Genomic DNA, 26203 nt, shown 5'->3' with positions numbered 1-26203 from the left:
CAATTCATGGACATGTTCCTGCAGCAGCTCGTCAATGCGCTCAGCCTCGGTGGCACCTATGCGCTTCTGGCGCTCGGTCTTGCGGTCGTCTTCTCGATCATGGGGCTCATCAACTTCGCTCACGGCGAGTTGATGACGGCTGCCGGCTACGGCCTCTGCTTCGCGCTGTTGTTGGGGCTACCATTTCCGCTTGCGGTCTGCGCCGCGCTGATGATTGCAATCATGCTTGCCATGCTGATGGAGCGGATCGCTTTTCGGCCGGTGCGCGGTGCCAGCGGCACGACGCTGCTCCTGACGAGCTTCGCCGTCAGCGCCATCCTGCGCGTTCTCTTCCAGAACTTCATCTCCGCTCGGCCGAAGCCAGTGCCGATGCCCGAGAGTTTTTCCGGCACGATCGAGATCGGCGGCCTGCATCTCGGCCTCATCCAGGGCACGTCGATCCTCGTCACGATCATCATGCTCGTCGGCCTCAACCTCTTCCTGCGCACGACCGTGCTCGGTCGCGCCATGCGCGCCGCTTCGGAAGATTTCGCCATCGTGCGGCTGATGGGCATCCGCGCCAATGCGGTGGTCGCCACCGCCTTTGCGATCTCCGGCCTGCTCGCTGGTGTTGCCGGCATCCTCTGGGTGGCGCAGCGCGGCAGCGTCGATCCGCTGATGGGCTTCCTGCCGGTGCTCAAAGCCTTCATCGCCGCGATCATCGGGGGACTCGGCAGCCTGTCGGGTGCCGTTGCCGGCGGATTTCTGCTTGGCTTTATCGAGGTGTTCCTGCAGGCCTACCTGCCGGAAGGGCTGCTCAGCTACCGCGATGCCTTCACCATCCTGCTTGTCATCGGCGTGTTGCTCTTTGCACCCCAGGGCCTGCTTGCCCGCAAGACGATCGTCAAGCTCTAAGCACACAGCGGCCGGGAGATCGGCCGCCTTCATGCCGACAGAAACGCCGCGATGGAAGCCCGTCGCGGCGTTTGTCATTGTGACGCGGATAGAGGAGCCGATCGTGTGAGTATTTCAGTCACCAAAAATCGCGCGATGCACCTGCCTGCTCCCAAGGTGACCAAAAACGAAAAGACGTCGCGGGGAGGGCCGCGGCGTCTCGTTGGCGCTTATCTCTCGCGCAATTCCTGACGGAAATTGCTCGGGATCAGCGTGCCGGTGGGGCGTACATCAGGCCGCCCTGGCTCCAGAGTTTGTTGAGGCCGCGCTCGATTTTGAGCGGGCTATCCTTGCCGAGGTGGCGCTCGAAGATCTCGCCATAGTTGCCGACGGCGGAAACCGCCTGGTAGGCCCATTTCGGATCGAGACCGAGCGACTTACCCGCTTCGTTTTCGATGCCGAGGAAACGCTTCTGGGCGGTCGTCCCGTTCTCGAGAAGCTTGGCGGCGTTGTCCTTGGTGATGCCGAGCTCTTCCGCTTCGGTCAGCGCAAACAGCGTCCAGCGCACGACCTTGAACCACTGGTCGTCGCCCTGGCGGACGGCCGGACCGAGCGGCTCCTTGGAGATCACTTCAGGCAGCACGACGAAACGATCGGGATCGTTCAGCGTCAGGCGCTGGGCGTAGAGCGCCGAAGCGTCGGTCGAATAGACGTCGCAGCGTGCCGTGTTGAAGGCCTGGATCGTCTGGTCGGCTTTGTCGAAAGCCACCACCTGGTACTGGATGTTGTTGGCGCCGAAATAGTCGGCCATGTTCTGCTCGGTCGTCGTGCCGGTCTCGGTGCAAACGGAGGCGCCCGAAAGTTCCTTGACGCTCTTCACGCCAAGGTCGTTGCGCACCATGAAGGCCTGGCCGTCATAATAGTTGACGCCGACGAAGCTCATGCCGAGATCGGTGTCGCGCGACAGCGTCCAGGTGGTCTGGCGCGAAAGCAGGTCGGCCTCGCCGGACTGCAACGCAGTGAAGCGCTCCTTGGTGGAGAGCGGTATGTACTTCACCTTGTCGGGATTGCCGAGCGCTGCAGCGGCCACTGCGCGGCAGAAATCGATGTCGAAGCCGCTCCATTCGCCCTTGTCGTTGGGCGCGGAAAAGCCGAGCACGCCCTGGCTGACGCCGCAGCGAAGTTCGCCGCGTTCCTTGATCACGTCGAGCATGCCGGCGTTGGCGGCGGTGCCGGCGAGGAACGCTGCGCTCGCCAGTGCTAGAACTCCAAGTTTCATTGTCCTGTTCTCCTCATTGATGTTTTTAGGGCATGCGTCTTCGCCGCCGGGATGTGTCCACATCCCGGCCAATCGACTGTCGTTTTGCTGTATTCGCTCCGGCGTTAGCCGAGTCTGCTTGCCACGTCGGCGAAGGTCTCTTCGAGGACGGCGATGAGATGGTCCGCATCGCGTTTCGAGAAGATCATCGGCGGACGCATTTTCAAGATGTTGTCATGCGGACCTTCGGTGCCCATCAGCACGCCGCGACGGCGGGCACCGTTCGAGACGGCGCGGGCGAATTCGGTCGCGGGCGCCTTGGTCTTGCGGTCGGTGACAAGCTCGATGCCGAGGAACAGACCCATGCCGCGCACGTCGCCGATCACCTCGTAGCGGGCCTGCATGGCGCGGAAGGCATCCATCAGATAGTTGCCGACCGAAAGCGCGTTGCCGCGCAGATCCTGTCCCTCGATCACATCGAGCACGGCGAGGCCGACGGCGCAGGAGACCGGGTTGCCGCCGAAGGTGTTGAAGTATTCCATGCCGTTGTTGAAGCTGTCGGTGACTTCGCGGGTCGTGACGACGGCGGCGAGCGGATGGCCGTCGCCGATCGGCTTGCCCATGGTGACGATGTCAGGCACGACGCCTTGTGTCTCGAAGGCCCACCAATGGCTGCCGACGCGGCCGAAACCGACCTGCACTTCGTCGGCGATGCAGACGCCGCCGGCTTCGCGCACGAGGCGATAGACTTCCTTCAGGTAGCCCTCCGGCAGGAACACTTGGCCCGCGACGCTCGGGATCGATTCCGCAATGAAGAAGCCCGGACCTTCGCCCTTGGCCTTCATCGCTGCGATCAGTTCGGCGACGGTTTCGGCGAAGCGCTTGCCGTGTTCCTCGGCCGGCCAGTCCGCCGGCGCATGATAGCTGTCGGGAATGGTCGCCACATGGACATGCGGCTTCGGACCCTTGCCGCCCTTGCGACGGAACTTGTAGGGGCTGATATCGATCAGCTCCTGTGTCGTGCCGTGATAGGACCAGTCGAGCGTGATCGCGTTCTCGCGGCCGGTATGGGCGCGCATCAGCCGGAGCGCCAGGCTATTGGCCTCCGAGCCGCTGTTGACGAAACCGGCAACCGTCAACTCTTTCGGCAGCGTCGCCGTCAGCCGCTCGGCATAGGCGACGATGTTGTCGTGAAGGTAGCGGGTGTTGGTGTTGAGGATCGCCGCCTGCTTGGCCATTGCCTCGACCACCGCCGGATGGGCGTGGCCGATGTGGCAGACATTGTTGAAGCAATCGAGATAGGCGCGGCCGCTGTCGTCGATCAGCCAGACGCCTTCGCCGCGCACGAACTTGATCGGCTTGTCGTAGGAGATCGAAAGGTTCGGCAAGAGCAGTTCCTTGCGCCTTCTGACGATCTCCTCGTGCGAGCGACCCTTCTTCTCGTAGAACTCCTCGGCAATGCCGGCAAAGGTGTGGGCATCGGGGAAGAGTTCGGCCCAGACGTCGAGAAACTGCGGCTCGCCGACGCCGAGGATTTCGGTCGCCGTCAGGCTGGTATCGGCGGAAAGCTGCAGATGCAGATGCGGCGCCCAGCCGCCGTTCTCCTTTGGAGCCCCCATTTCGCCGACGAGCGCGCCAGCCACAAGCCTGTCACCGGCCTTGATGCGTCCCATGGCTTCGTGCGCCATATGACCCCAGAGCGTGACGAAGGGCGGGCAGCCCTCGGGCTCGTGGCGAAGTGCTATCAGGCAGCCATAGCCGAGCGGGTCTTTCTCGATCTCGACGCTGACGACGGTCGCGGCAAGCGGGGTGTAGAGCTTGGTGCCGGCGGCCATGAACAGGTCGAGCCCGAGATGGCGGGTGCGGCGGGTGTGGTCGATGAAGCGCGAGACGAACATTTCGCCGGCATAGACGGTACGTTCTTCGCCAAAGGGGCCGATGCCGAGCTCGACGCCATGCTCGCGGCAATAGTCTTCCCAGATCGCCTGGGCCTCATCCGGCCGTTCGCCTGCGGATTTCACCGTCATCGGATGCTGCGGGTCGCCATAGGGAACGAGCGCTGCCGGGTAGGTGGCCGCCGGACGCTTAAGGAGCGGCTTCAGCGACTTGCGGTTCTCGCGGATCCAGGCGGCAATCGCGTGTGCGCCCGGGGTTGCCTCGAAGCCGCAGGCCTTGCGCAGGATGGCGGTGGCAAAACGCGGGTTCATCCGGTCGAGCTTGCGCAACAGCGTCCAGGCCGGCCGTTCGCTGATTGCGAGATAGGGATTGTCGTCAGTATGGGCGCGGCGGGACGCCGAAATGGTCACGGACGTGACGAGGCGCATGGCGATGAGATCGAAGAGGAGGTCGACCTCATCCTCGGTCAGCGGATACTCCGCGTGGAAACCACGGGCGATCGCGGCGGCGGCGCCGATTGGATCGGGATGGTCGAGGCCGGCATAGGCAGCCGCAATCGCCACCTCGGCAATCACGGGCGCATGCAGCGCGTCGCCGAAATCGATCAGGCCGGAGATGTGGTCATGATCGGCCTTGGCAACCAGCACGTTCCAGTCGTTGGCATCGTTGTGGATGACGGCGGCGCGAAGCGTGGCAAGTCGCGGCGCCACGGTCATTTCGAAGCGGGCAAGGAAGCGTTCCAGCAGAGCGCGATCGTCGGCGGAAGCGACATGGTGCAGCCGATCGGCCGAGCGGCCGGCATGGCGGATATCCCAGTCGAGGTCGCGCAGCGCGCCCGGATGCATGAAACCCTTGAGCGAGGCATCGAAGCGGCCGAGCATCTGCCCAAGCGACCGTAGCGCTGCGTCGCTACGCCCGGTTTCGGCAAGCGGCAGGCCCTCGACCCAGCTCACAAGCCGCAGACGATGGCTGACGCCACGCACGCTTGTCGTCGAAGCGAGGCTCGCTCCGGTCAATGTCGGACGAATATGTGGCACAGGCAGATCGGCGGCATGGGTGCCGACATGCTTCAGCAACGCCGTCTGGAAATCGCTTTCGACTTCAGGTTCGGCGGCATTGATGATCTTCAGGATAGAGGTGCTGCCGTCTTCAGCCTCGACCTTGAAGTTCTGGTCGCGTTCGCTGGCAAGAAGCGCGAGCGCGCCCGAGAGGCCGTAGTGCTCCTTCAGCAGCGCGGCCGCCGCTTCGGTCGAAAAGTCAGGCGTGGTCGTCAGCATATCGTTCATGGGGATCCTCATCTCGACCAGGAGATTTACACGGGCTGCGCCACGATGCATCCGGCAATATGCCGGTTGCACCGGCACTTTGTTTATAATAACCGTCATCTTGTCGGTGCGGCCGGAGGACGAAACTTGAACGACATAGACGCGATTGACCGCACCATCCTCAGCATCCTGACGCGCGAGGCGCGCATCCCGATGAAGTCGCTGGCGGGCAGGATCGGACTTTCCCGAAGCGCAACGACGGAGCGGGTGAGCAGGCTGGAGAAGGCCGGTATCATCAGGGGCTATCGCGCCGATATCGGTCAGCTGGACGAAGGCACCATCCACGCTTTCCTGCTGGTGACCCTGAAGCGCACGCCATCGATCGGTGTGCTCGACCGGCTCGCCGGCGTCTCCGCCGTCCGCAAGGTGTCGTCCGTCAGTGGCCAACTGGATCTTGTCGTCGAGGTCGAAGTCGGATCGATCAATGCACTCAACGAGCTTCGCAACGAAGTGGCGACGATGGAGAATGTCGAGGACCTGACGACCTCGATCGTGCTCCGACGGGATATCGAGCGGAGTTGATAGCCTCGGGATACTGGTTGCCCGATACCAAGGCGATATTGAACGGAATCGCTTCAGCCTTCGCTGAGCATTTCCGTTTCACCAGCGAAGCGATCGAGCAGCGAGCGGCGCACGCGGCCGATGTCGCGCATCGGCGGCTCTCCAAAATGCCTGGAATATTCGCGGCTGAACTGCGACTGGCTTTCGTAGCCGACCTGATGGCCGGCGTCGCCGGCGTCGAGGCTCTCCTCCAGCATCAGCCGGCGCGCCTCCTGCAACCGAAGCTGCTTCTGGTATTGCAGCGGGCTCATGGCGGTGATCGCCTTGAAGTGATGGTGCAGCGACGAGACGCTCATTGACACGCGGTTGGCGAGGTCGTCGATCCGGAGCGGCCGAGAGTAGTGTTCCTTCAGCCAGGCGACGGCGCGCCCCACCTGATGCGGCTGGCTGTCGGTGGTCGCCATCTGCCCGAGGCGGTGGCCGTGCGGTCCGGTCAGCAGGCGGTAGAGGATTTCCTGCTCGATCAGCGGCAGCAGCGCCGGGACGTCATCCGGCCGCTCAAGCAGGCGCAGGAGCCGAAGGGCCACATCTTCGAGTTCGGTGGTGATCTTGCTGACCGTCATGCCGCGGGGTGAGGCCGTGGGTGCCGGCCACTGGCTGAGCGAGGCCAGCAGCGCCTGGATCTTGCCGGGATCGAGCGTGAAGGCCATGCTGAGATAGGGCTCCTCCGCCGAGGATTGGCAAACCTGCGAGAGAACCGGCAGGTCGATCGAGGTCAGGAGATAGTCGGACGCGCCGTAGATCAATGTCTCCTCGCCGAGAACCACGCGCTTCGCACCCTGCACGATAATCGCCAGGCTCGGCCGGTAGGCAGAGCAATTGACCGGCGCCTCGCCGCCATGGCGATGGACGCTCAGGCCGGAAATACCGGTCATGCGATCGCCGTCCTTTTCGGCGAACCGGGCAATGATATCGATCATCTCGTGGCGGGCGGTTTGTCGCGTGATTGTCATAATCTACGGTCTTTCCAGCGGCTTAGCATTGTCTGACGTGATGACCAGATAAGCCTTTCGTGTCCTATCTCCAGTGGCCTTATCTCATTCTCGCAGGATCGTGCAAAAACTTTGCAGGATCGCTCTAACGCTTGCGGCGTCCGTACCGCCATAGTCCGGCTGCGTCAGGCCGGGCTCCCTCCGGACCTGCACCCTTTCCCAAAATGAGGACAGACTGATGGCCATTGCAAGAGGATATGCGGCGACCGATGCATCCAAGCCGCTTACGCCTTTCACCTTCGAGCGTCGCGAACCGCGCGACGACGATGTGGTGATCGAGATCAAGTATTGCGGCGTCTGCCATTCGGATATTCACCAGGCCCGCAATGAATGGGGCAATTCGGCCTTCCCGATGGTCCCCGGCCACGAGATCGTCGGCATCGTGACGGCGGTCGGCCCTAAGGTCACCACGTTCAAGGTCGGCGATCGTGCCGGCGTCGGCTGCTTCGTCGATTCCTGTACCACCTGCGCCACCCGCGACCTGGACCTGGAACACTACATGCCCGGGCTGATCGCGACCTATAACGGCGTCGAAGCCGACGGCAAGACGCCGACCCAGGGTGGCTATTCCGACAGCATCGTCGTCAAGGAAGGCTACGTTCTGTCGATCCCGGAAAACCTGCCGCTCGACGCTGCCGCGCCGCTGCTGTGCGCCGGCATCACGCTCTATTCGCCGCTGCGCCACTGGAAGGCCGGTCCCGGCAAGAAGGTCGCGATCGTCGGCATGGGTGGCCTCGGCCACATGGGCGTCAAGCTGGCGCATGCCATGGGCGCGGATGTCACCGTTCTCAGCCAGACGCTTTCCAAGAAGGAAGACGGGCTGAAGCTCGGTGCCGACCACTACTATGCCACCAACGATCCCGAGACCTTCAAGGCGCTGGCAGGCACGTTCGATCTCATCATCTGCACGGTTGCCGCCGAGATCGACTGGAATGCCTACCTCAACCTTCTGAAGGTCGATGGCGACTTCGTGCTCGTCGGCATTCCGGAAAACGCCGTGCCGGTGCATGCGTTTTCGCTGGTGCCGGCCCGCCGCAGCATTTCCGGCTCCATGATCGGCTCGATCAAGGAAACCCAGGAGATGCTCGACTTCTGCGGCGAGCACGACATCGTCTCGGAAATCGAAACGATCCGCATCCAGGAGATCAACGAAGCCTATGAACGCGTCGTGAAGAGCGATGTGCGCTACCGCTTCGTGATCGACATGGCGTCGCTGCACGACGCCGCCTAAGCTGAAAGCAGACGGCCCGGGGTCTGAGCAGATCCCCGGGCCGTTTCCCATCTTCCTGCGACGGAAGCTCACACCAGTGGCAGCGGTCCGTCGTTCTTGATCTCCTCCATCACCGCATAGGTGCGGGTCTCCTTGACGCCCGGAAGCGTCCAGAGCACCTGGCCGAGGAAATTGCGGTAGGCCGCCATGTCCTCGAAGCGGGTCTTGACCAGATAGTCGAAGCCGCCTGCCACCATGTGACATTCGAGCACGGCCGGCGCCTGTTTGACGGCGGCGGCAAACTGGTCGAAGACGTCGGGCGTCGTCTTGTCGAGCATGACCTCGATGAATACGAGCAGGCCGAAGCCGAGCTTCTGCGGATCGAGCCGCGCGCCGAAACCCGAGACGTATCCCTCCTTCAACAGTCGGCGCAGCCGCTCGCTGGTCGCCGTCGGCGATAGACCGATGCGATCGGCGAGCTCCAGGTTGGTGATACGTCCATCCGCCTGGAGGATGTTGAGAATTCTACGGTCAATCTTGTCGATCTGATGCATGGTTCCTCCCACCGATGCCTCAGGCGGCAAGTCGCGTTTCCGCGAGCTTCACCCAGTAGGAGATGCCGTGCGGGATCGCCTCGTCATTGAAGTCGTAGGCGGGGTGGTGCAGCCCGGCGGTATCGCCGTTGCCCATGAAGACGAAGGCGCCGGGACGCGCGAGCAGCATGTAGGAGAAGTCCTCGCCGCCCATCATCGGATCGAGCGACGGCTTGACGTTGCTTGTCCCGGCAATCTCGGCTGCGGCCTTGAGCGCATAGCCGGTTTCTTCGGCATGGTTCACGGTCACCGGATAGTTGCGGTTGTATTGGACGGTAACGGTCGCGCCGTAGATCTGGGCAACGCCCTCGGCGATCGTGCGGATGCGGCTCTCGCCGATGTCGCGCACCTCGGGCACGAGGGTGCGCACGGTGCCGCCGAGAACAGCGTCTTCCGGAATGACGTTATGGGCGAAGCCGGCGTTGAACTTGGTGACGGAGACGACGACCGAGGCGAGCGGATCGACGGTGCGGGACGCGATCGTCTGCAAGGCTGTCACGATCTGGGTGCCGACGATGATCGGGTCGATCGTCCTGTGCGGCTGCGCCGCATGGCCGCCGCGGCCCTTGATGGTGATGGTGAATTCGTCGGTCGAGGCCATGATCGGACCGACGCGGCTGCCGAACTGGCCGATGGCCATGCCCGGCATGTTGTGCATGCCGTAGACTTCTTCGATGGCGAAGCGCTCCATCATGCCGTCCTTGACCATCTCGTTGCCGCCGCCACCGCCTTCTTCGGCGGGCTGGAAGATGACCGCGACGCTGCCGGCGAAATTGCGGGTCTCGGCGAGATACTTCGCTGCTCCAAGGAGCATGGCCGTGTGGCCGTCATGGCCGCAGGCATGCATCTTGCCAGACGTTTGCGACGCCCAGGGCTTGCCGCTTGTCTCGGTGATCGGCAGCGCATCCATGTCGGCGCGCAGGCCGATGGTGCGGCCCGCGCCGAGATTGCCGCGGATCAGGCCGACGACGCCGGTGCGGCCGAGGCCCGTCACGACTTCGTCAACGCCGAATTCCTTCAGTTTCTTTTCGACGAAGGCTGCCGTATTCTCCACCGCGAACAAGAGCTCGGGGTTCTTGTGCAGGTGGCGCCGCCATTCGGTGACTTCGTTCTGTAGCTCGGCGGCACGGTTGAGTATCGGCATCGGTTCGTCCTGTCGGTCTGTTCGATTACTAATTGTATCTGCGTCTCTGCGGTGGATTGGCAGTGGGCCCTGTGAATGGGCTTTGCCATCTCCTCGCCATATAGGCTAAATAGCCGGACGAGACGAGGCAACAGCGGATTTTCGAGGTTCTATCGTGGTGACAGCAGGATTTTTCACGCGTGGCAAGATGAAGGCACTGGGAGTGACGGCGCTTGCCTGCGCAACGCTTCTTGCGGCGCTGCCGGCCGCGGCCAATCCGAGGCTGGTCGTCGACGTCAATTCGCTGAAGGTCTACGAGCACCAGGATATCTTCCAGAAATGGTATCCGGCATCGCTGACCAAGCTGATGACGGCCTATACGACGTTCCGCGCCATCAAGTCCGGGCAGCTGACGCTCGAGAGCCCCGTCATCATGACCAAGAATGCGGCGGCCGAGCCGCCGAGCAAGATGTTCTACAAGCCCGGCCAGGCAATGACCCTCGACAGTGCGTTGAAGATGATGCTGGTCAAATCGGCAAACGACGTCGCCGTCGCGATTGCCGAGACGGTCGGTGGTTCCGAGCCCGCCTTCATCGAGCGCATGAACGCCGAGGCGCGCCGCATCGGCATGACCTCGTCCAACTTCATCAATCCCAACGGATTGCCCGGTGCCGGCCAGTACACGACGGCCCGCGATCTCGCGGTGCTGGCAATCACGCTGAAACGTGAATTCCCACAATACGCCTCCTATTTCTCGCTGGAGGGCATTACTACCGGCAAGAAGGACTATCCGAACTACAACAAGCTGATCGGCCGCTTCGAAGGCGCTGACGGCATGAAGACCGGCTTCATCTGCGCCTCTGGCTTCAACCAGGTATCGTCAGCCACCCGTGACGGCCGCAGCGTCGTATCGGTCGTGCTCGGCGAAGATAGCCTCGGCGCGCGTACCGACGAATCCGCGCGTCTGTTGCAGATGGCGCTGACGACGAGCGGCAACGGCAAGCCATCGCTGGTACAGATTCCGGCCTATGGCGAAACGCGCGACATGGTGGCCGATGTCAGCAAGCAGATCTGCTCGAAGGCGGCCGCCAAGGTGCGCAGCGAAGGCCGCGACGAGGCTGGACGGCAGAAACTGCTGTCGCCCTATATCCACGAAATCAACCGGCCGCTGAAGCTCGCCTTTGCCGGCCTCATTGCCGGCAGCGGGGAGAAGGCGCCGAAGGTCGTCGCCGAAGAGACCGCGCAAGGTGACGCCGTCAATGTGCCGATCCCCGTGCCGCGGCCGACATTCTGATCGGAGTTCATGATGGTTAGCCCCTTGCCGGCGGTGCCGGTCTCGATCCTCACCGGCTTTCTCGGTGCGGGCAAGACGACATTGCTCAACCGGCTGCTGAAGGACCCCGATCTCTCGGACACGGCCGTCATCATCAACGAGTTCGGCGATGTCTCGATCGACCATCTGCTGGTGGAAGCCTCCAGCGATGGCGTCATCGAGCTTTCCGACGGTTGCCTCTGCTGCACCGTGCGTGGCGAGTTGGTCGATACGCTCGCCGACCTCATGGATCGCATGCAGACCGGCAAGATCAAGCCGCTGAAGCGCGTCGTCATCGAGACAACGGGGCTTGCCGATCCGGCGCCGGTGCTGCAGTCGGTGATCGGCAATCCCATCATCGCGCAGAATTTTCGCCTCGATGGCGTCGTCACCGTCGTCGATGCCGTCAACGGCCTGCAGACGATTGCAAACCACGAAGAAGCTTTGAAGCAGGTTGCCGTCGCCGACCGCATCGTCATCAGCAAGACCGGCCTCGCCGATGCTGCCCAACGCGACGAGTTGACGGCGCGGATTCGCGCGCTCAATCCGCGTGCGCCACTGATCGATGGCGACAGCGCCGAGGCGGGACGCGCCGAGCTTTTCGATTGCGGACTCTACGACCCGTCGTCAAAGATCGCCGATGTGGGGCGCTGGCTGCAGGACGAGGCGCACCACGACCACCATCATCATCACGACCACGGTGACCACGATCACGGGGACCATCACCACGGCCACGAACATCACCATGGTCACGATCATCATCTCCACCATGATGTGACGCGACATGGCGGCGACATCCGTTCCTTCAGCATCGTGCACGACCGTCCGATCGAGCCGATGGCGCTCGACATGTTCATCGATCTCCTGCGCTCGGCGCATGGCGAGAAGCTGCTTCGGATGAAGGCGATCGTCGCGGTTGCCGACAGGCCGGACCGGCCGCTGGTGCTGCATGGGGTGCAGAACGTCTTCCATACGCCGGAGCGGCTCGCCGCCTGGCCGGACCCGAATGATCGGCGCACGCGCATGGTGCTGATCACCAAAGGGTTGGAAGAGGCCTTCGTCCGCGACCTCTTCGACGCCTTCACCGGCAAGCCACGCATCGACCGGCCGGACGCCCAGGCGCTTTCGGACAACCCACTCGCCGTGCCCGGCATGCGGTTTTAAAGCAAGCTCCAGGAAAAGCGCGAAGCGGTTTTCCGACCGGAGTTGCGATTTAGGTTTCAAGCAAGCTCCAGGAAAAGCGCGAAGCGGTTTTCCGACCGGAGTTGCGATTTAGGTTTCAAGCAAGCTCCAGGAAAAGCGCGAAGCGGTTTTCTGTCCGGAGTTGCGATTTAGGTTTCAAGCAAGCTCCAGGAAAAGCGCGAAGCGGTTTTCCGTCCGGAGTTGCGATTTAGGTTTGAAGCAAGCTCCAGGAAAAGTGCGAAGCGTTTTCCGCCCGGAGTCGCGCTCACATAACACAAGCCAAGCCGCGTTGCGGGCTTGGTACGTCTCAGGCACCCTTGCGGATGAGAAACCGATGGCCGCCGTCGGCGGGAGCCGCTTCCACGAGCTTGTGGCCGTCCTCGTTGCAGAAGTGTGGAATATCGATCACCGCCAAAGGATCTGTCGTTTCGATCTCCAGCAGTGCGCCAGGCGCCAGCGTGCTCATGCGCTTGCGCGTCTTCAAAACGGGAAGGGGGCATTTAAGCCCCCTCAGGTCGTAGACGATCTTTTGTTCGTCCGGCATCAATTGCCCCAGATCTTCCAGAACGGGCGCTTCTTCGGCGGCTCTTCGGTGAGCAAAGGCGTTTCCGCAGCCGCATCGGGCGCGGGTGCCGTTGCAACGGCCGCGGTCTGCTGCGGAGCGGCGGTCGCTGCGGCTCGCGCCTGCTTCTCGGCCTTTGCTGGCTCCTGAGCCTGTGGCGGCACGGCGGCCTGCTGTGCATTTGTTGCCTGATCCGGTGTGATGACGACCGGAGCAGGCATCTGAAGCTCAGGCTCGCTCTTGGAGAACAGGCTCCAGAAGGACTTCTTGGGCTGCTCGATGGCTGCCTGCATCACTGGCTGCGGAACGGGATTGGCAGCCGGGACGGGCACGTGCTTGCCGCCGTCGGTTGCCTTTTCGAGTTCCTTCTTCTGGATCTCGACGGCCAGCTTCGTTTCTTCCGCTTCCTTTTGATCGGCGAGCTTCTTCTCGAGATCGCTGGCCTTCATCATCTTGCCGGCGTCAAGCGAGTTGCCGGTCGGCGCATAGGCGAGTTCGCGGCCGACGCGCTGCTTGGCGACGATCGCCTTGCGCTCGGCTTCGCTCGGCTCGTACCAGACCATGCCATCATACTTCTTCATCGCCTTGTCGTAGTCGGTCTGGTAGCTCTTTTCGAAGGTCGACATGGCGACCTGCAGCGCCGGCGGGGTCGACATGGCTGGGCACTGGCCGCTCGGATTGAACGCGCCGGAGGCCTGCTGATTGAAGACGTATTTCTTCTCGCAGACGTTGACTTCAGGCGGGCGCTTGGTGACCTCGAACTGGTCGTAGCCGACCTTCAGCATCTTCCAGAAATCGATATTCGGATTGTTGCGATGGCGTGCCATGTTTTCCGCGGTCATGCGGAAGGGGAAGGCCTGGAGCTGAACGCTTTCCTGGCCACCCTTGAAGCTATCCCTCGCAAGCGCGAAAATCTCGATCATCTGCTCGTCGGTCATCGAGTAGCAACCCGACGACGAGCAGGCGCCGTGGATCATCAGGTGCGTACCCTGTCGGCCGTTCGCCTTGTCGAAGGCGTTGGGGTAGCCGGTGTTGATCGCCAGGTAATAGTTCGAATTGGGGTTCATCTGGTGCGGGAAGAGCGGGTAGAAGCCTTCCGGCGCCTGGCGGTCGCCTTCTTTCACCTTCGGCCCGAGCTTGCCGGACCAGGCGCAGATCTTATAGGTCTTCAGGAGTTGGAAGCGGTTGGCGGTGTTGGCCTTCCAGACTTCGAGCGTGCCTTCCTCCTTGAAGATGCGCAGCGCGATCGGGGCCTGCTTCTGCATCCCGAGTTCGCTCATCTTTCTGATCATCGGGGCAGAAAGCTGGTAGTCGGTCTTGTTCTTGACGGACTTGATGTCGACTGACGTCGTCGTATCCAGCGTTTCATTGGTGCAACCGGCAAGTGCGGCGACAATGGCGGCGGAGGCTACAAGGTTCCTGAAACGCATCAGCAGAGGCCCGTTCAAACCCAACTCGACTAGGAAAGCCCAAGTCCGCGAGGGGTGGGCTCTTCAGAGAATCACTAAGCGATTATACTTCACGAATTCTTAACCCTGCAGGGGACGCCTGCCGACGCGCTGTTCATGACCTCATGAATATGGCCAAGATTTGGCCACACTCCGCTTTGCAGTTGCGAAATTTGCTCCCGCAATCGCGCCCGATCCGGGCGGATAGAGATAGAGGGCGCGGGATTTCCGCCCGCATCCCGCTCCGACTTAGAGGTTGCGGCCGATATTGAGGTACTTTTGTCGGCGATCCGTGCGCAACTGGTCGCCATTGCGTCCGGAAAGTTCCTTCAGCGCGTCGGCGATCACGGTTCCGGTACGGCCGATGACTGCTTCCGGGTCGCGGTGCGCGCCGCCGACCGGCTCCTGAATGATGCCGTCGATGACGCCGAGCGCCTTCAGGTCTTCCGACGTGATCTTCATGTTGCTGGCGGCCTCCTTGGCGCGGGTCGAATCGCGCCAGAGGATCGAGGCTGCACCTTCCGGCGAGATGACGCTGTAGATCGCATGTTCCAGCATGTAGACGCGGTTGCCGGTGGCAATCGCAATCGCGCCGCCGGAGCCGCCTTCGCCGATGACGACGGTGACGATCGGCACGCGGACGTTCAGGCACATCTCGGTCGAGCGGGCGATGGCTTCCGCCTGGCCGCGTTCCTCGGCGTTAACACCCGGATAGGCGCCTGCAGTATCAACCAGCGTGATCAGCGGCAGGCCGAAGCGATCGGCCATTTCCATGACGCGGATTGCCTTGCGGTAGCCTTCGGGGCGAGGGCTGCCGAAATTGTGCTTGATGCGCGACTTCGTGTCGTTGCCCTTCTCCTGGCCAAGAACGGCGACCGGCATGCCGCGGAACCGCGCAAGGCCGGCCTGAATGGCGTCGTCGTTGGCGAAGTTGCGATCGCCGGCAAGCGGCGTGAACTCGGTGAAGAGCTCGGCGGCATAATCCAGGAAGTGCGGGCGCTGGGGGTGACGGGCGACCTGGGTCTTCTGCCAGGGCGTCAGCTTGGCGTAGATCTCGACCATCGCGTCGCGGACGCGCGTCTCCAGGCGTTCGATCTCATCCGAAGTGTTCACGCTCTCGTCTTCGCCGGCGAGCTTCTTCAATTCGAGAATCTTGCCTTCGAGGTCGGAGATGGGCTTTTCGAAATCGAGATAGTTGTGCATGAGATGCGTTTCCGATCATTTTGCGACAAGGGTCTGCGGGCCGAAACCAGCCTGCCCGGCGGTCCTAATCCTGTTTTTTCGCCTGTTTGGCAAGAGGGTGATGGTTTTGCACGAGGTTGTGCAGCCGTTCTTCCAGCACATGCGTATAGATTTGTGTCGTTGAAATGTCCGAATGTCCCAGCAGTTCCTGCACCGCGCGAAGGTCTGCGCCATTGGCGAGCAGGTGGCTGGCGAAGGCATGCCGCAGCACGTGTGGAGAGATCGTGGCGACCCTTACGCCGGCCCGAGCGGCGAGTGATTTCAGATCCCGCGCAAAGACCTGGCGCGGCAGGAAGCCGTGCTTGCCGGAGGAGGGGAAGAGCCACGGGCTTTCGCGGTTGCCCACGTCCTCCTTGGCCACTTCCTCGGCGAGCGTTTCGCCATAGGCCCGCATCGCGCGGATCGCGGCGTGGGAGAGTGGAACGAGCCGCTCCTTGTTGCCTTTGCCGCGAATGACCAGGAAGCGGCCGTTCTGCGCCAGCACACTTGCCGGCAGGGACACGAGTTCGCTGACGCGCATGCCGGTTGCATAGAGCAGTTCGATCAGCGCATGCATGCGCAGCCTGGCGAGCCGGTCAGGCCCTCCGGCTGAAGCTTCGGTTTCCGCTTGGCCGATCAGCCGCGAGACATCGTCGACGCTTAACGTCTTCGGCAGGCTGCGTCCTTTTTTGGGCGCGTCGAGAATGCCAGTAGGATCGTCGCTGCGCATACCTTCGGCGTAGAGGAACTTGTAGAATTGCCGGAGCGCCGACAGCCGTCGCGCCTGCGACGAAGGCTTGAAGCCCTGGCTGGCGAGATGAGCGAGGTAGCTGCGAAGATCGTCTGGCGTCGCCCCCGTCAGACCGGCTCCGAGCGTGCGCAGGTGCGAAGAAGCATCCTCCAGGTCGCGCTCATAGGATTGCAACGTGTTGACCGCAGCGCCGCGTTCGGCACTCATCATTTCGAGAAAGGCCTCGACATGGGCTACGGAAAGATCGCTCATTGGGTCTTGTTCACCCGCTCGGACGGGATCTTCACGGTCACGTCGCGCTCTACCGGATCGACGAAGGTGACGAGAGAGACCATCGTGCCATACACTATTCCGGCGATAACGGCGCAGAAGAACAGGAACCGGAATAGGGTCGGCATCTCAATCTCCTCTGCATGTGCCCTTCGTGCGACGCGGACGCAAGATACGCATGCAGGTGTTCAAACGGCCAGTGCGTTTCACGGGTTCGAGTGAACGCGCAGCGCACGGCGGGTGCCAGACCTATATGAACGCCACTTCGGCCGAGTTCAAGAACCGTGAGCGGACGCGCGCGACGACTTGACGCTACACCCCGATTTGTCGATACCGAAAGGGAATGGGGAATAAGAAGTCCAATGAACGACGTGATCGAACCGGTTTCCGCAACGCTTGCCGAGCGGGCGAAGCTTGTACTCGGTAAACGCAATCTCGTGTTCATCGGCCTCATGGGTGCCGGAAAGTCGGCGATCGGAAGATTGACGGCCCAGGCGCTCGGCATTCCCTTCGTCGATTCCGACCATGAGATCGAGCGCGTCTCGCGCATGACGATCACGGATCTCTTCGCCCGCTACGGCGAGGAGGAGTTCCGGGCACTCGAAACACGGGTCTTGAAGCGCCTGCTGCGCAGCGGGCCGCGCGTGGTCTCGACCGGCGGCGGTGCCTATATCAACGAGCGTTCGCGCCGACAGATCAAGAAGGGCGGTCTGACGGTCTGGCTCAACGCCGAGCTCGACGTGCTTTGGGAGCGGGTCAACAAGCGCGATACCCGGCCGCTCCTGAAGACGGAAAATCCCAAGCAGACGCTCGAAAACCTGATGAATGCGCGCTACCCGATCTATTCGGAAGCGGATCTGACCGTGCTGTCGCGTGATGTGAAGAAAGAGACGATGGTGGAAGAAGTTCTCGCCGCCGTCATCGAATACCAGGACAAGAAGAACCATGAATAGCCATGCGCTGCCCGCTGCCGAACGCAAGGTCCGCGTCGATCTCGGCGATCGTTCCTATGACATCCTGATCGGCCCCGGGCTGATTGCCGCCGCCGGCCAGGAGATCGCCGCCCGCCTCAAGGGGCGCAAGATGGCGGTGATCACCGACGAGAACGTGGCGCCACGCTACCTCGAGCCGCTGATGGCGAGCCTGAAGGAGCGTGACATCGATGCCGTTTCGCTCGTGCTGCCGGCCGGCGAGAAGACCAAGAGCTTCGAGCACCTGATCCCGGTCTGCGAGACCGTGCTCGGCGCCCGGATCGAGCGCAACGATGCGGTGATCGCTCTTGGCGGCGGTGTCATCGGCGATCTCACCGGCTTTGCCGCCGGCATCGTGCGGCGCGGCTCGCGCTTCATCCAGATCCCGACATCGTTGCTGGCGCAGGTCGATTCCTCCGTCGGTGGCAAGACCGGTATCAATTCCCCGCACGGCAAGAACCTGATCGGTGTCTTCCACCAGCCGGATCTCGTCCTTGCCGATACGGACGTGCTCGACACGCTGAGTCCGCGCGAGTTCCGCGCTGGCTATGCGGAAGTCGCGAAATACGGTCTGATCGATAAGCCGGACTTCTTCTCCTGGCTCGAAAAGAACTGGCAGGCGGTCTTTGCCGGCGGTGCTGCCCGCATCGAGGCGATCGCGATCAGCTGCCAGGCAAAGGCAGACGTGGTGGCGGCGGACGAGCGCGAGAACGGTTTGCGCGCGCTGCTCAATCTCGGCCACACCTTCGGCCACGCGCTGGAGGCGGCGACCGAATACGACAGCGCTCGCCTGGTGCATGGCGAGGGCGTTTCGATCGGCATGGTGCTGGCGCATCAGTTCTCGGCGCGCATGAACCTTGCAAGCCCCGACGACGCTGCGCGTGTCGAGGCGCATCTCAAGACCGTGGGTCTGCCAACGCGCATGTCGGAAATCCCGGGCGCATTGCCGCCGGCCGAAAGGCTGATGGATGCGATCGCCCAGGACAAGAAGGTCAAGGGCGGCAAGCTCACCTTCATCCTGACCAAGGGCATCGGACAGTCCTTCGTTGCCGATGACGTTCCGGCGTCCGAGGTTCTGAGCTTCCTGAGGGAAAAACATCCGCAATGACCGGCGAAGCCTTCATTGCCTTTCTGGCTGAGCACTGGCTGTCGATCCTTTCGGTCTTCTGCCTGCTTCTGCTTTCTGCCTTCTTCTCCGGGTCGGAAACGGCGCTTACGGCCGCGTCGCGCTCGCGGATGCACACGCTGGAGAATAACGGCGAGGCGCGCGCCGGCATCGTCAACCGGCTGATCGAACGGCGCGACCGGCTCATCGGCGCGCTGTTGATCGGCAACAATCTCGTCAACATCCTCGCCTCGTCGCTGACGACCAGCCTGTTGATCGGCCTTTTCGGCAACTCCGGCGTGGCGATCGCGACGCTCGTCATGACCGTGCTGCTCGTCATCTTCTCGGAAGTGCTGCCGAAGAGCTGGGCGATCGCCTCGCCTGACCGCTTCGCGATTGCGGTGGCGCCGCTCGTTCGTCTTTTCGTCGTGATCGTTGGGCCGGTTTCAAGCCTCGTCAACGGGTTCGTTCGGCGCCTGCTCAACATTTTCGGCATCAACCACGCGGCCAATATGTCGATGCTCTCGGCGCAGGAGGAACTGCGTGGCGCAGTCGACCTGCTGCACCGCGAGGGTTCGGTGATCAAGGCCGACCGCGACCGGTTGGGTGGCGTGCTCGATCTCGGCGAGCTCGAGATTTCCGACATCATGATCCATCGCACCAGCATGCGGGCGATCAACGCCGATGAGCCGCCAGAAATCTGCGTTCGCGACATTCTCGAAAGCCCGTTTACGCGACTGCCGCTCTGGCGTGGCTCGACCGACAACATCATCGGCGTCGTGCATTCCAAGGATTTGCTGCGAGCGCTTGCGGAACCGAACGTCGAGCCTGAGAACCTTGATATCGTCAAGATCGCCCAGAAGCCGTGGTTCGTGCCCGACACGACCAATCTCAAGGATCAGCTCAACGCGTTCCTGCGCCGCAAGCTGCATCTGGCGATCGTCGTCGACGAGTATGGTCAGGTTCAGGGTTTGGTGACGCTGGAGGACATTCTGGAGGAGATCGTCGGCGATATCGCCGACGAGCACGACCTCGATATCCAGGGCGTGCGGCAGGAGGCCGACGGTTCGATCGTCGTCGACGGCTCGGTGCCGATCCGCGACCTCAACCGAGCGCTCGACTGGTCATTGCCGGATGAGGAGGCAACGACGGTCGCCGGGCTGGTGATCCATGAGTCGAAGAGCATTCCGGAGGAGCGCCAGGCCTTCACCTTCCACGGCAAGCGCTTCATCGTGATGAAGCGGGTGAAGAACCGGATCACCAAGCTGCGCATCCGCCCGGCGGAAGACGGTGCCGCTCCTTCCGGCTGATCGGCGGTCTTACCGCTACCAGCGGGTCGCTTCGCCAGGGGCGGCCGGCTCGACGGCAAGGGCGTGCAGGCCGGCATCGAGTTCCGGCTTCAGGAGGTCGTTGATGGCGCGGTGACGGGCGACGCGGCTCATGCCGGTGAAGGCACTCGAAACAATGCGGACCCGCATGTGCGTTTCGCCGCCGCCATCGAAACCCGGCTGGTGACCGGCATGCATGTGGCTCTCGTTGATGACCGCCAGTCTCTCCGGATGAAAGGCTTCGATCAGCTTCTTTTCGATCGTTTCCGTGAGCGACATTCTTCCGTCCCAATTTGCTGTTTGCTTGACGCCCCCTCGCAGATCGCAGTACCCGGCAATCGCTGGTCTGGCGGCGCAAAATGCCCGCACAAAGCCAGCAACATTCCGCTTTGTCAATTCTTGTTGTGGCCTCGGCCAAACCCCATAATGAGCGCCATGAGACTCGATTCAAAATACTTCGATCGCATTCGCACCCGGCGCAAGGTGGAGCCCCGGGTGGAGCCTGCCGCACCCGTCTGTCAATGGGACGGTTGCGATCAGAAGGGCGTGCATCGGGCGCCCGTCGGCCGCAACGCCGAAGGGCAGTACTTCATGTTCTGCTTCGAGCACGTGAAGGAATACAACAAGGGCTACAATTATTTCTCCGGACTGTCCGACAGCGAGGTCGCCCGCTACCAGAAGGAAGCGGTGACCGGGCACCGGCCGACCTGGACCGTCGGCGTCAACAAGAACGCCAAGAACGGCCCGACCCAATCGCAGACCCGATCCGGTACTGCGGGAGCCCAGGCGCGTATGCGTGATCCCTTTGGCTTTGTCAGCGAAGCGCGCTCGCGCGCCGGCCGACCGGAGCCACGCCAGCGCAAGTTGAAGACGCTCGAGGCGAAAGCCTTCGAAACCCTCGGCCTCGGCGCTTCGGCGACGGCTGCGGATATCAAGGCCGCCTACAAGGATCTCGTCAAAAAGCATCACCCGGATGCCAATGGCGGAGACAGAGGATCGGAAGAGCGTTTTCGCGCCGTTATTCAAGCCTACCAATTGTTAAAACAGGCTGGCTTCTGCTAACAACGCGGATTATTACAGAAGCACTTTTGCAGGCGAATGCGCGGGTGCCGTCCGGCGGCCGCTCTGGAGACATGATGAGCAAGATTGACCTCGACATTTCCAACCTCCCCGATACGACTGTTTCGGTCCGGGAGGTTTTCGGCATTGATACGGATTTGCGCGTTCCTGCCTATTCGAAGGGCGACGCCTATGTGCCGGACCTCGATCCGGACTACCTCTTCGACCGCGAAACGACGCTCGCCATTCTCGCAGGCTTTGCCCACAACCGACGCGTGATGGTGTCGGGCTATCACGGCACCGGCAAATCCACCCATATCGAGCAGGTCGCAGCCCGCCTCAACTGGCCGTGCGTGCGCGTCAACCTCGATAGCCACGTCAGCCGTATCGACCTCGTCGGCAAGGACGCGATCGTCGTCAAGGACGGCCTGCAGATCACCGAATTCAAGGACGGCATCCTGCCTTGGGCCTACCAGCACAATGTCGCGCTCGTCTTCGACGAATACGACGCCGGTCGTCCGGACGTGATGTTCGTCATTCAGCGCGTTCTGGAGTCCTCCGGCCGCCTGACGCTGCTCGACCAGAGCCGCGTCATCCGTCCGCACCCGGCCTTCCGCCTGTTTGCGACCGCCAACACCGTCGGCCTCGGTGACACGACCGGCCTCTATCACGGCACGCAGCAGATCAACCAGGCACAGATGGACCGCTGGTCGATCGTCACGACGCTCAACTACCTGCCGCATGACAAGGAAGTCGACATCGTCGCCGCCAAGGTCAAGGGCTTCACCGCCGACAAGGGCCGCGAAACGGTTTCCAAGATGGTGCGTGTCGCCGATCTCACGCGCGCCGCCTTCATCAATGGCGATCTGTCGACCGTCATGAGCCCGCGTACGGTCATCACCTGGGCCGAGAACGCCCATATCTTCGGCGATATCGCCTTCGCCTTCCGCGTGACCTTCCTCAACAAGTGCGACGAGCTGGAACGGGCGCTGGTCGCCGAGCATTACCAGCGCGCCTTCGGCATCGAGCTGAAGGAAAGCGCTGCCAACATCGTGCTCGAAGCTACCGCCTGATCCCATTGTCCGTCTTCCTCTTAAGGGGAGGGCGGGCCATGACGCTGTGGCAAACTCGATGACGCTCTGCCTGGGCGTCATCGCCTCTGGCTGAAGAAGGAACTGTCGTGAGCTCGAACTCGAAGGCAAAGCCAACCACGCGCGAGAATGCTGCGGAACCGTTCAAGCGGGCGCTTTCCGGCTGCATCCGATCGATCGCGGGCGATGCCGAAGTGGAAGTCGCCTTCGCCAATGAGCGGCCGGGCATGACCGGCGAGCGCATCCGCCTGCCGGAGATTTCGAAGCGGCCGACGCTGCAGGAACTTGCCGTCACGCGCGGCCTCGGCGACAGCATGGCGCTGCGCAAGGCCTGCCACGACGCGCGCATCCACGCGACCATGTCGCCGCAAGGGGCGGATGCCCGCGCGATCTTCGACGCGGTGGAACAGGCGCGTGTCGAAGCGATCGGTTCGCTGCGCATGGCGGGTGTCGCCAAGAACCTGAACGTCATGCTCGAGGAGAAATACGCCAAGGCGAATTTCGCAACGATCGAACGACAGGCGGACGCACCGCTCGGCGAAGCCGTGGCGCTTCTGGTGCGTGAGAAGCTCACCGGCGAGAAGCCGCCCGCTTCTGCCGGCAAGGTGCTCGACCTCTGGCGCGAGTTCATCGAGGACAAGGCCGCCGGCGACATCAAGAACCTGTCGTCGACGATCAACGACCAACAGGCCTTTGCCCGTGTCGTGCGCGACATGCTGACGTCGATGGATGTCGCCGAGAAATATGGCGACGACGACATCGAGCCGGACGAGCAGGAAAGCGAGACTGACGAAGACCAGCCGCGCAGCCAGGAACAGGACGAGAACGCCAGCGACGAGGAAGCCGGCGACGATGCCGCCCCCGCCGATGAAAACCAGGCTGCCGAAGAGCAGATGGAAGAAGGCGAGATGGACGGCGCGGAGATCTCCGATGACGATCTCCAGGACGAAGGCGACGAGGACAGCGAGACTCCGGGTGAGGTCAAGCGCCCGAACCAGCCTTTTGCCGACTTCAACGAGAAGGTCGACTACGCCGTCTTCACCCGTGAGTTCGATGAGACCACCGCTTCGGAAGAGCTTTGCGACGAGGCCGAGCTCGATCGGCTGCGCGCCTTCCTCGACAAGCAGCTTGCCCATCTCCAGGGCGCGGTCGGGCGCCTCGCCAACCGCTTGCAGCGCCGGCTGATGGCGCAGCAGAACCGTTCGTGGGAGTTCGATCTCGAAGAGGGCTATCTCGATACGGCGCGCCTGCAGCGCATCATCATTGACCCGATGCAGCCGCTTTCCTTCAAGCGCGAGAAGGACACCAACTTCCGCGACACGGTGGTAACGCTGCTGATCGACAATTCCGGCTCGATGCGCGGTCGTCCGATCACGGTTGCCGCCACCTGTGCCGACATCCTGGCGCGCACGCTCGAGCGTTGCGGCGTCAAGGTCGAGATTCTCGGCTTCACCACCAAGGCGTGGAAGGGCGGACAGTCGCGCGAGAAATGGCTCGCCGGCGGCAAGCCGCAGGCGCCGGGCCGGCTGAACGATCTGCGTCATATCATCTACAAGTCCGCCGACGCGCCGTGGCGCCGGGCGCGCCGGAACCTCGGCCTGATGATGCGCGAGGGCCTGCTCAAGGAAAACATCGACGGCGAGGCGCTGATGTGGGCGCATGAGCGGCTGATGGCCCGCCGCGAGCAGCGCCGCATCCTGATGATGATCTCAGACGGTGCGCCGGTCGACGACTCGACGCTTTCGGTCAACCCCGGAAACTATCTGGAGCGGCATCTGCGCGCAGTGATCGAACAGATCGAAACCCGCTCGCCGGTGGAGCTCCTGGCGATCGGTATCGGCCACGACGTGACGCGCTACTATCGCCGTGCCGTGACCATCGTCGATGCCGACGAACTTGCCGGCGCCATGACCGAACAGCTGGCCGCACTCTTCGAAGATGAAAGCCAGCGCCGCGGTTCCTCGCGTCTGCGTCGCGCTGGATAATCCATTTCGTTCGGAGGTGGCATTTGCCGCTTCCGAACGCCAGTCGGCGTCAGCACATTCCTGCCTTGGGCCGAAGTCAATTTACGGACAAAGTTTTACAGTCTACCAAGCTGCAGCGATGATCTCGGTGCGCCGTGGCGGGTGCCTTTCGTGCTCGTGTTTCGTTTCATTCCCATGCTTTTCCCTGAAGGTACCTCTCCCTATGCTTGGCCGCGGACTTCTAGCCCTCCTGCTTCTGGCGTCGACCGGCTCGGCATGGGCCGCCTCGAACAGTGAGACCCTGCCGATCCGCAGCCGCCAGATCAGCAGTTTCGCAGTCGGATCGAGCGCCACCCGGTTCGGCGCGCTGGAGTTTGTCGGCGGACTGGAAATGACCTCGCCAAATGCGCTGTTCGGCGCCATGTCGGCGATCCGTTTTCGACCGGATGGAGCATCGTTCATCGCGATCATGGACACCGGCCATTGGCTTGAGGGCGCCGTGATCCGCGATGCGAACGGCCGGCTTTCCGGTCTGACGGATCTTGTTGCCACGCCGATGGCGGACCGCAGCGGCGACGTCGGTCTGGCGAAGTGGAAGGTGGATTCGGAAGGACTGGCGCTGCGGGCAGGCCAGGTGGTCGTCAGCTACGAGCAGGCCCACCGCATCGATATTTACCCGGACCCGGGCTTTGCGGCGTCGACGCCGATCGGGAGCCTGCCGTTGCCGTTCCCGATCAAGGAATTGCGCAACAACGGCGGCATCGAAACCATCGCGGTCGCACCAAAGGACAGCCCCTTGGCCGGCGCTACGATTGCGGTCGCGGAACGCAGCGTCGACAAGGCTGACAATCTGCTGGCGGGCATTCTCGACGGGCCGCAGCGTGGCGCCTTTGCCGTCGTGCGCAGGGACCCCTATGCGGTGACCGACGGTGCCTTCCTGCCGAACGGCGACCTGCTGCTCCTGGAGCGGCGCTTCTCGTTCGGTTCTGGTCTCGGCATGCAGATCCGGCGCATCGCCGGCGACACGATCAAGCCCGGCGCCGTGGTCGATGGCGAAGTCATCGTCGAGGCCGACATGCGCCATCAGATCGACAATATGGAAGGGCTCGACGTCGTCGTGCAGCCGGACGGCGAAGTCCGGATCATCGTCGTTTCGGACGACAACCATTCGATCCTGGAGCGCAACCTGATCCTCGAGTTCCGGCTCACGACCGCGCTGACGCAGTAAGCAATCCCTGTTTCGCCTAAGGGCGAGCGACCCAAACCCGTGAAACGAAAAGAGCCGATGATCGCTGTCGTTCGACCGCGATCATCGGCTCGATCTTTTCAGGCCTTGCTTAGGCGGGTGCCTTGGCCTCTGCTGCCGGCATCGGCTTGACCACGCTCATCAGCGCGCCATAGGGTAGGAGCATGACGAGGCCGCAGAGGATCTTGACGCTCAAGTCACCAATCGCCCAGGAAATCCAGCGCGGCGCTTCGGCCGAGAGTACGCCGAGGAGCGGTGCGGTTTCCAGCGCGAAGCTGTCGTTCGGCCCGAAGAACACGAAGAACGGCGCGAAGGCGAAAGAGAAGAACATCGCGGTATCGAGCGCCGATCCGATCAGTGAGCCGGCCAGCGGCGCATGCCACCAGCTCTGACGGCGCAGGCGGTTGAACACGGAGATGTCCAGAAGCTGGCCGAACAGGAAGGCGGAGCCCGAGGCAATCGCGATGCGCGGCGTGGCGGCGACGAAGGAGAGCAGGATGGCGACGATGAAGCCTGCGACCACCACACGGCGCGCGATGCGCGGTCCGAACTGGCGGTTGGTGAGGTCGGTCACCAGGAAAGCGAAGGGATAGCTGAAGGCGCCCCAGGTGAGAAGATCGCCAAGTTGCATGCCAGCAAGCGAGCCCGGCAGCGGAAACTGAACGAGGATATTCGAGGCGACGACCACAAGGGTCATCAGCGCGACATAGACGAAGAACGTACGGTTGATCAGCATTTTTTTATCCTGGGGTATGCCACCAGCTAGAGGGATGAAAGCAGGGTAGTACACCCGGCCGATGAGGGCAAAAACGCGTGTCGGTTAAGAAATGCGCGAACGAGAAAAAGGCTTGCCGGATGAACC

The 26203-nt window shown here is 62.5% G+C and carries 24 protein-coding genes; 12 read left to right on the top strand and 12 right to left on the bottom strand.

The window, feature by feature from the left end:
* The first annotated feature begins 6 nt into the window (after positions 1-6).
* On the top strand, positions 7-894 hold the full coding sequence (locus tag LAC81_RS14875) for a branched-chain amino acid ABC transporter permease (protein WP_223725417.1): 888 nt from the start codon (positions 7-9) through the stop codon (positions 892-894).
* Positions 895-1141: 247 nt separating this feature from the next.
* On the opposite strand, the gene LAC81_RS14870 is transcribed toward LAC81_RS14875, so the two are convergent.
* The gene (locus LAC81_RS14870; protein ID WP_223725416.1) at positions 1142-2152 is read right to left on the bottom strand and encodes an amino acid ABC transporter substrate-binding protein; all 1011 of its coding nucleotides are present in this window, start codon (positions 2150-2152) and stop codon (positions 1142-1144) included.
* 104 nt (positions 2153-2256) lie between these two features.
* Positions 2257-5313: an aminotransferase class III-fold pyridoxal phosphate-dependent enzyme gene (locus LAC81_RS14865; protein ID WP_223725415.1), complete on the bottom strand. Its 3057-nt coding sequence runs from the start codon at positions 5311-5313 to the stop codon at positions 2257-2259.
* A 126-nt stretch (positions 5314-5439) separates the two neighbouring features.
* On the opposite strand from LAC81_RS14865, the gene LAC81_RS14860 reads away from it, so the two are divergent.
* A complete protein-coding gene (locus LAC81_RS14860) occupies positions 5440-5874 on the top strand; it encodes an Lrp/AsnC family transcriptional regulator (RefSeq protein WP_223725414.1) in 435 nt (144 codons plus the stop codon).
* 53 nt (positions 5875-5927) lie between these two features.
* Here LAC81_RS14860 and LAC81_RS14855 read toward each other — a convergent pair whose 3' ends face one another.
* Positions 5928-6866: an AraC family transcriptional regulator gene (locus LAC81_RS14855; RefSeq protein WP_223725413.1), complete on the bottom strand. Its 939-nt coding sequence runs from the start codon at positions 6864-6866 to the stop codon at positions 5928-5930.
* Positions 6867-7083: 217 nt separating this feature from the next.
* Between LAC81_RS14855 and LAC81_RS14850 the strand changes: the two genes are divergently transcribed.
* Positions 7084-8136, top strand: a complete 1053-nt coding sequence (locus LAC81_RS14850) for an NAD(P)-dependent alcohol dehydrogenase (RefSeq protein WP_223725412.1) — start codon at positions 7084-7086, stop codon at positions 8134-8136.
* Positions 8137-8204: 68 nt separating this feature from the next.
* Here the strand turns inward: LAC81_RS14850 and LAC81_RS14845 are convergent, their stop codons facing one another.
* Positions 8205-8669 (bottom strand): Lrp/AsnC ligand binding domain-containing protein, encoded by a 465-nt coding sequence (locus tag LAC81_RS14845; RefSeq protein WP_034806518.1) that lies wholly within the window; start codon positions 8667-8669, stop codon positions 8205-8207.
* A gap of 19 nt (positions 8670-8688) precedes the next feature.
* A complete protein-coding gene (locus tag LAC81_RS14840) occupies positions 8689-9852 on the bottom strand; it encodes a M20 aminoacylase family protein (protein ID WP_223725411.1) in 1164 nt (387 codons plus the stop codon).
* A 202-nt stretch (positions 9853-10054) separates the two neighbouring features.
* On the opposite strand from LAC81_RS14840, the gene LAC81_RS14835 reads away from it, so the two are divergent.
* Positions 10055-11125, top strand: a complete 1071-nt coding sequence (locus LAC81_RS14835) for a D-alanyl-D-alanine carboxypeptidase family protein (protein WP_223727832.1) — start codon at positions 10055-10057, stop codon at positions 11123-11125.
* Between the two features lie 12 nt (positions 11126-11137).
* Positions 11138-12307, top strand: a complete 1170-nt coding sequence (locus tag LAC81_RS14830; protein ID WP_223725410.1) for a CobW family GTP-binding protein — start codon at positions 11138-11140, stop codon at positions 12305-12307.
* Between the two features lie 325 nt (positions 12308-12632).
* Here LAC81_RS14830 and LAC81_RS14825 read toward each other — a convergent pair whose 3' ends face one another.
* The 5 genes from LAC81_RS14825 to LAC81_RS14805 all read right to left on the bottom strand — a co-directional run bounded on the left by LAC81_RS14825 (position 12633) and on the right by LAC81_RS14805 (position 16705).
* Entirely contained in the window at positions 12633-12869 is a 237-nt protein-coding gene (locus LAC81_RS14825) for a sulfurtransferase TusA family protein (protein ID WP_223725409.1), read from the bottom strand.
* A complete protein-coding gene (locus LAC81_RS14820) occupies positions 12869-14317 on the bottom strand; it encodes a L,D-transpeptidase family protein (protein ID WP_223725408.1) in 1449 nt (482 codons plus the stop codon). The genes LAC81_RS14825 and LAC81_RS14820 overlap by 1 nt, the downstream gene beginning before the upstream one ends.
* Positions 14318-14584: 267 nt before the next feature.
* Complete coding sequence (locus LAC81_RS14815) at positions 14585-15538, bottom strand: acetyl-CoA carboxylase carboxyltransferase subunit alpha (protein ID WP_223725407.1); 954 nt, start codon at positions 15536-15538, stop codon at positions 14585-14587.
* A gap of 64 nt (positions 15539-15602) precedes the next feature.
* Positions 15603-16559, bottom strand: a complete 957-nt coding sequence (gene xerD, locus LAC81_RS14810) for a site-specific tyrosine recombinase XerD (RefSeq protein WP_223725406.1) — start codon at positions 16557-16559, stop codon at positions 15603-15605.
* Complete coding sequence (locus LAC81_RS14805) at positions 16556-16705, bottom strand: hypothetical protein (RefSeq protein WP_113538697.1); 150 nt, start codon at positions 16703-16705, stop codon at positions 16556-16558. The genes xerD and LAC81_RS14805 overlap by 4 nt, the downstream gene beginning before the upstream one ends.
* Before the next feature lie 234 nt (positions 16706-16939).
* Here LAC81_RS14805 and LAC81_RS14800 point away from each other — a divergent pair, with 234 nt between their 5' ends.
* From LAC81_RS14800 to LAC81_RS14790, 3 genes are read left to right on the top strand one after another with little or no spacing between them, the layout of a single operon-like run.
* Entirely contained in the window at positions 16940-17530 is a 591-nt protein-coding gene (locus LAC81_RS14800) for a shikimate kinase (protein WP_113538698.1), read from the top strand.
* A complete protein-coding gene (gene aroB / locus LAC81_RS14795) occupies positions 17523-18656 on the top strand; it encodes a 3-dehydroquinate synthase (RefSeq protein ID WP_223725405.1) in 1134 nt (377 codons plus the stop codon). Before LAC81_RS14800 ends, aroB begins: the two co-directional genes overlap by 8 nt.
* Positions 18653-19963 (top strand): HlyC/CorC family transporter, encoded by a 1311-nt coding sequence (locus LAC81_RS14790; protein ID WP_223725404.1) that lies wholly within the window; start codon positions 18653-18655, stop codon positions 19961-19963. The genes aroB and LAC81_RS14790 overlap by 4 nt, the downstream gene beginning before the upstream one ends.
* Positions 19964-19978: 15 nt before the next feature.
* Here the strand turns inward: LAC81_RS14790 and LAC81_RS14785 are convergent, their stop codons facing one another.
* A complete protein-coding gene (locus tag LAC81_RS14785; RefSeq protein WP_223725403.1) occupies positions 19979-20260 on the bottom strand; it encodes a BolA family protein in 282 nt (93 codons plus the stop codon).
* A gap of 147 nt (positions 20261-20407) precedes the next feature.
* On the opposite strand from LAC81_RS14785, the gene LAC81_RS14780 reads away from it, so the two are divergent.
* The 4 genes from LAC81_RS14780 to LAC81_RS14765 all read left to right on the top strand — a co-directional run bounded on the left by LAC81_RS14780 (position 20408) and on the right by LAC81_RS14765 (position 25323).
* On the top strand, positions 20408-21043 hold the full coding sequence (locus tag LAC81_RS14780) for a J domain-containing protein (protein ID WP_223725402.1): 636 nt from the start codon (positions 20408-20410) through the stop codon (positions 21041-21043).
* Between the two features lie 74 nt (positions 21044-21117).
* Entirely contained in the window at positions 21118-22113 is a 996-nt protein-coding gene (cobS, locus tag LAC81_RS14775; protein ID WP_113538703.1) for a cobaltochelatase subunit CobS, read from the top strand.
* A gap of 107 nt (positions 22114-22220) precedes the next feature.
* On the top strand, positions 22221-24116 hold the full coding sequence (cobT, locus tag LAC81_RS14770) for a cobaltochelatase subunit CobT (RefSeq protein WP_223725401.1): 1896 nt from the start codon (positions 22221-22223) through the stop codon (positions 24114-24116).
* 202 nt (positions 24117-24318) lie between these two features.
* Positions 24319-25323, top strand: coding sequence for an esterase-like activity of phytase family protein (locus LAC81_RS14765; RefSeq protein ID WP_223725400.1), 1005 nt, complete (start codon positions 24319-24321; stop codon positions 25321-25323).
* A gap of 109 nt (positions 25324-25432) precedes the next feature.
* On the opposite strand, the gene LAC81_RS14760 is transcribed toward LAC81_RS14765, so the two are convergent.
* A complete protein-coding gene (locus LAC81_RS14760) occupies positions 25433-26077 on the bottom strand; it encodes a queuosine precursor transporter (RefSeq protein ID WP_223725399.1) in 645 nt (214 codons plus the stop codon).
* Positions 26078-26203 lie beyond the last annotated feature (126 nt).

This window comes from Ensifer adhaerens (assembly GCF_020035535.1).
Classification (GTDB): Bacteria; Pseudomonadota; Alphaproteobacteria; order Rhizobiales; family Rhizobiaceae; genus Ensifer.
Note: the sequence above shows the minus strand (reverse complement) of the source record. Positions and strands in the feature narration are given on the sequence as shown.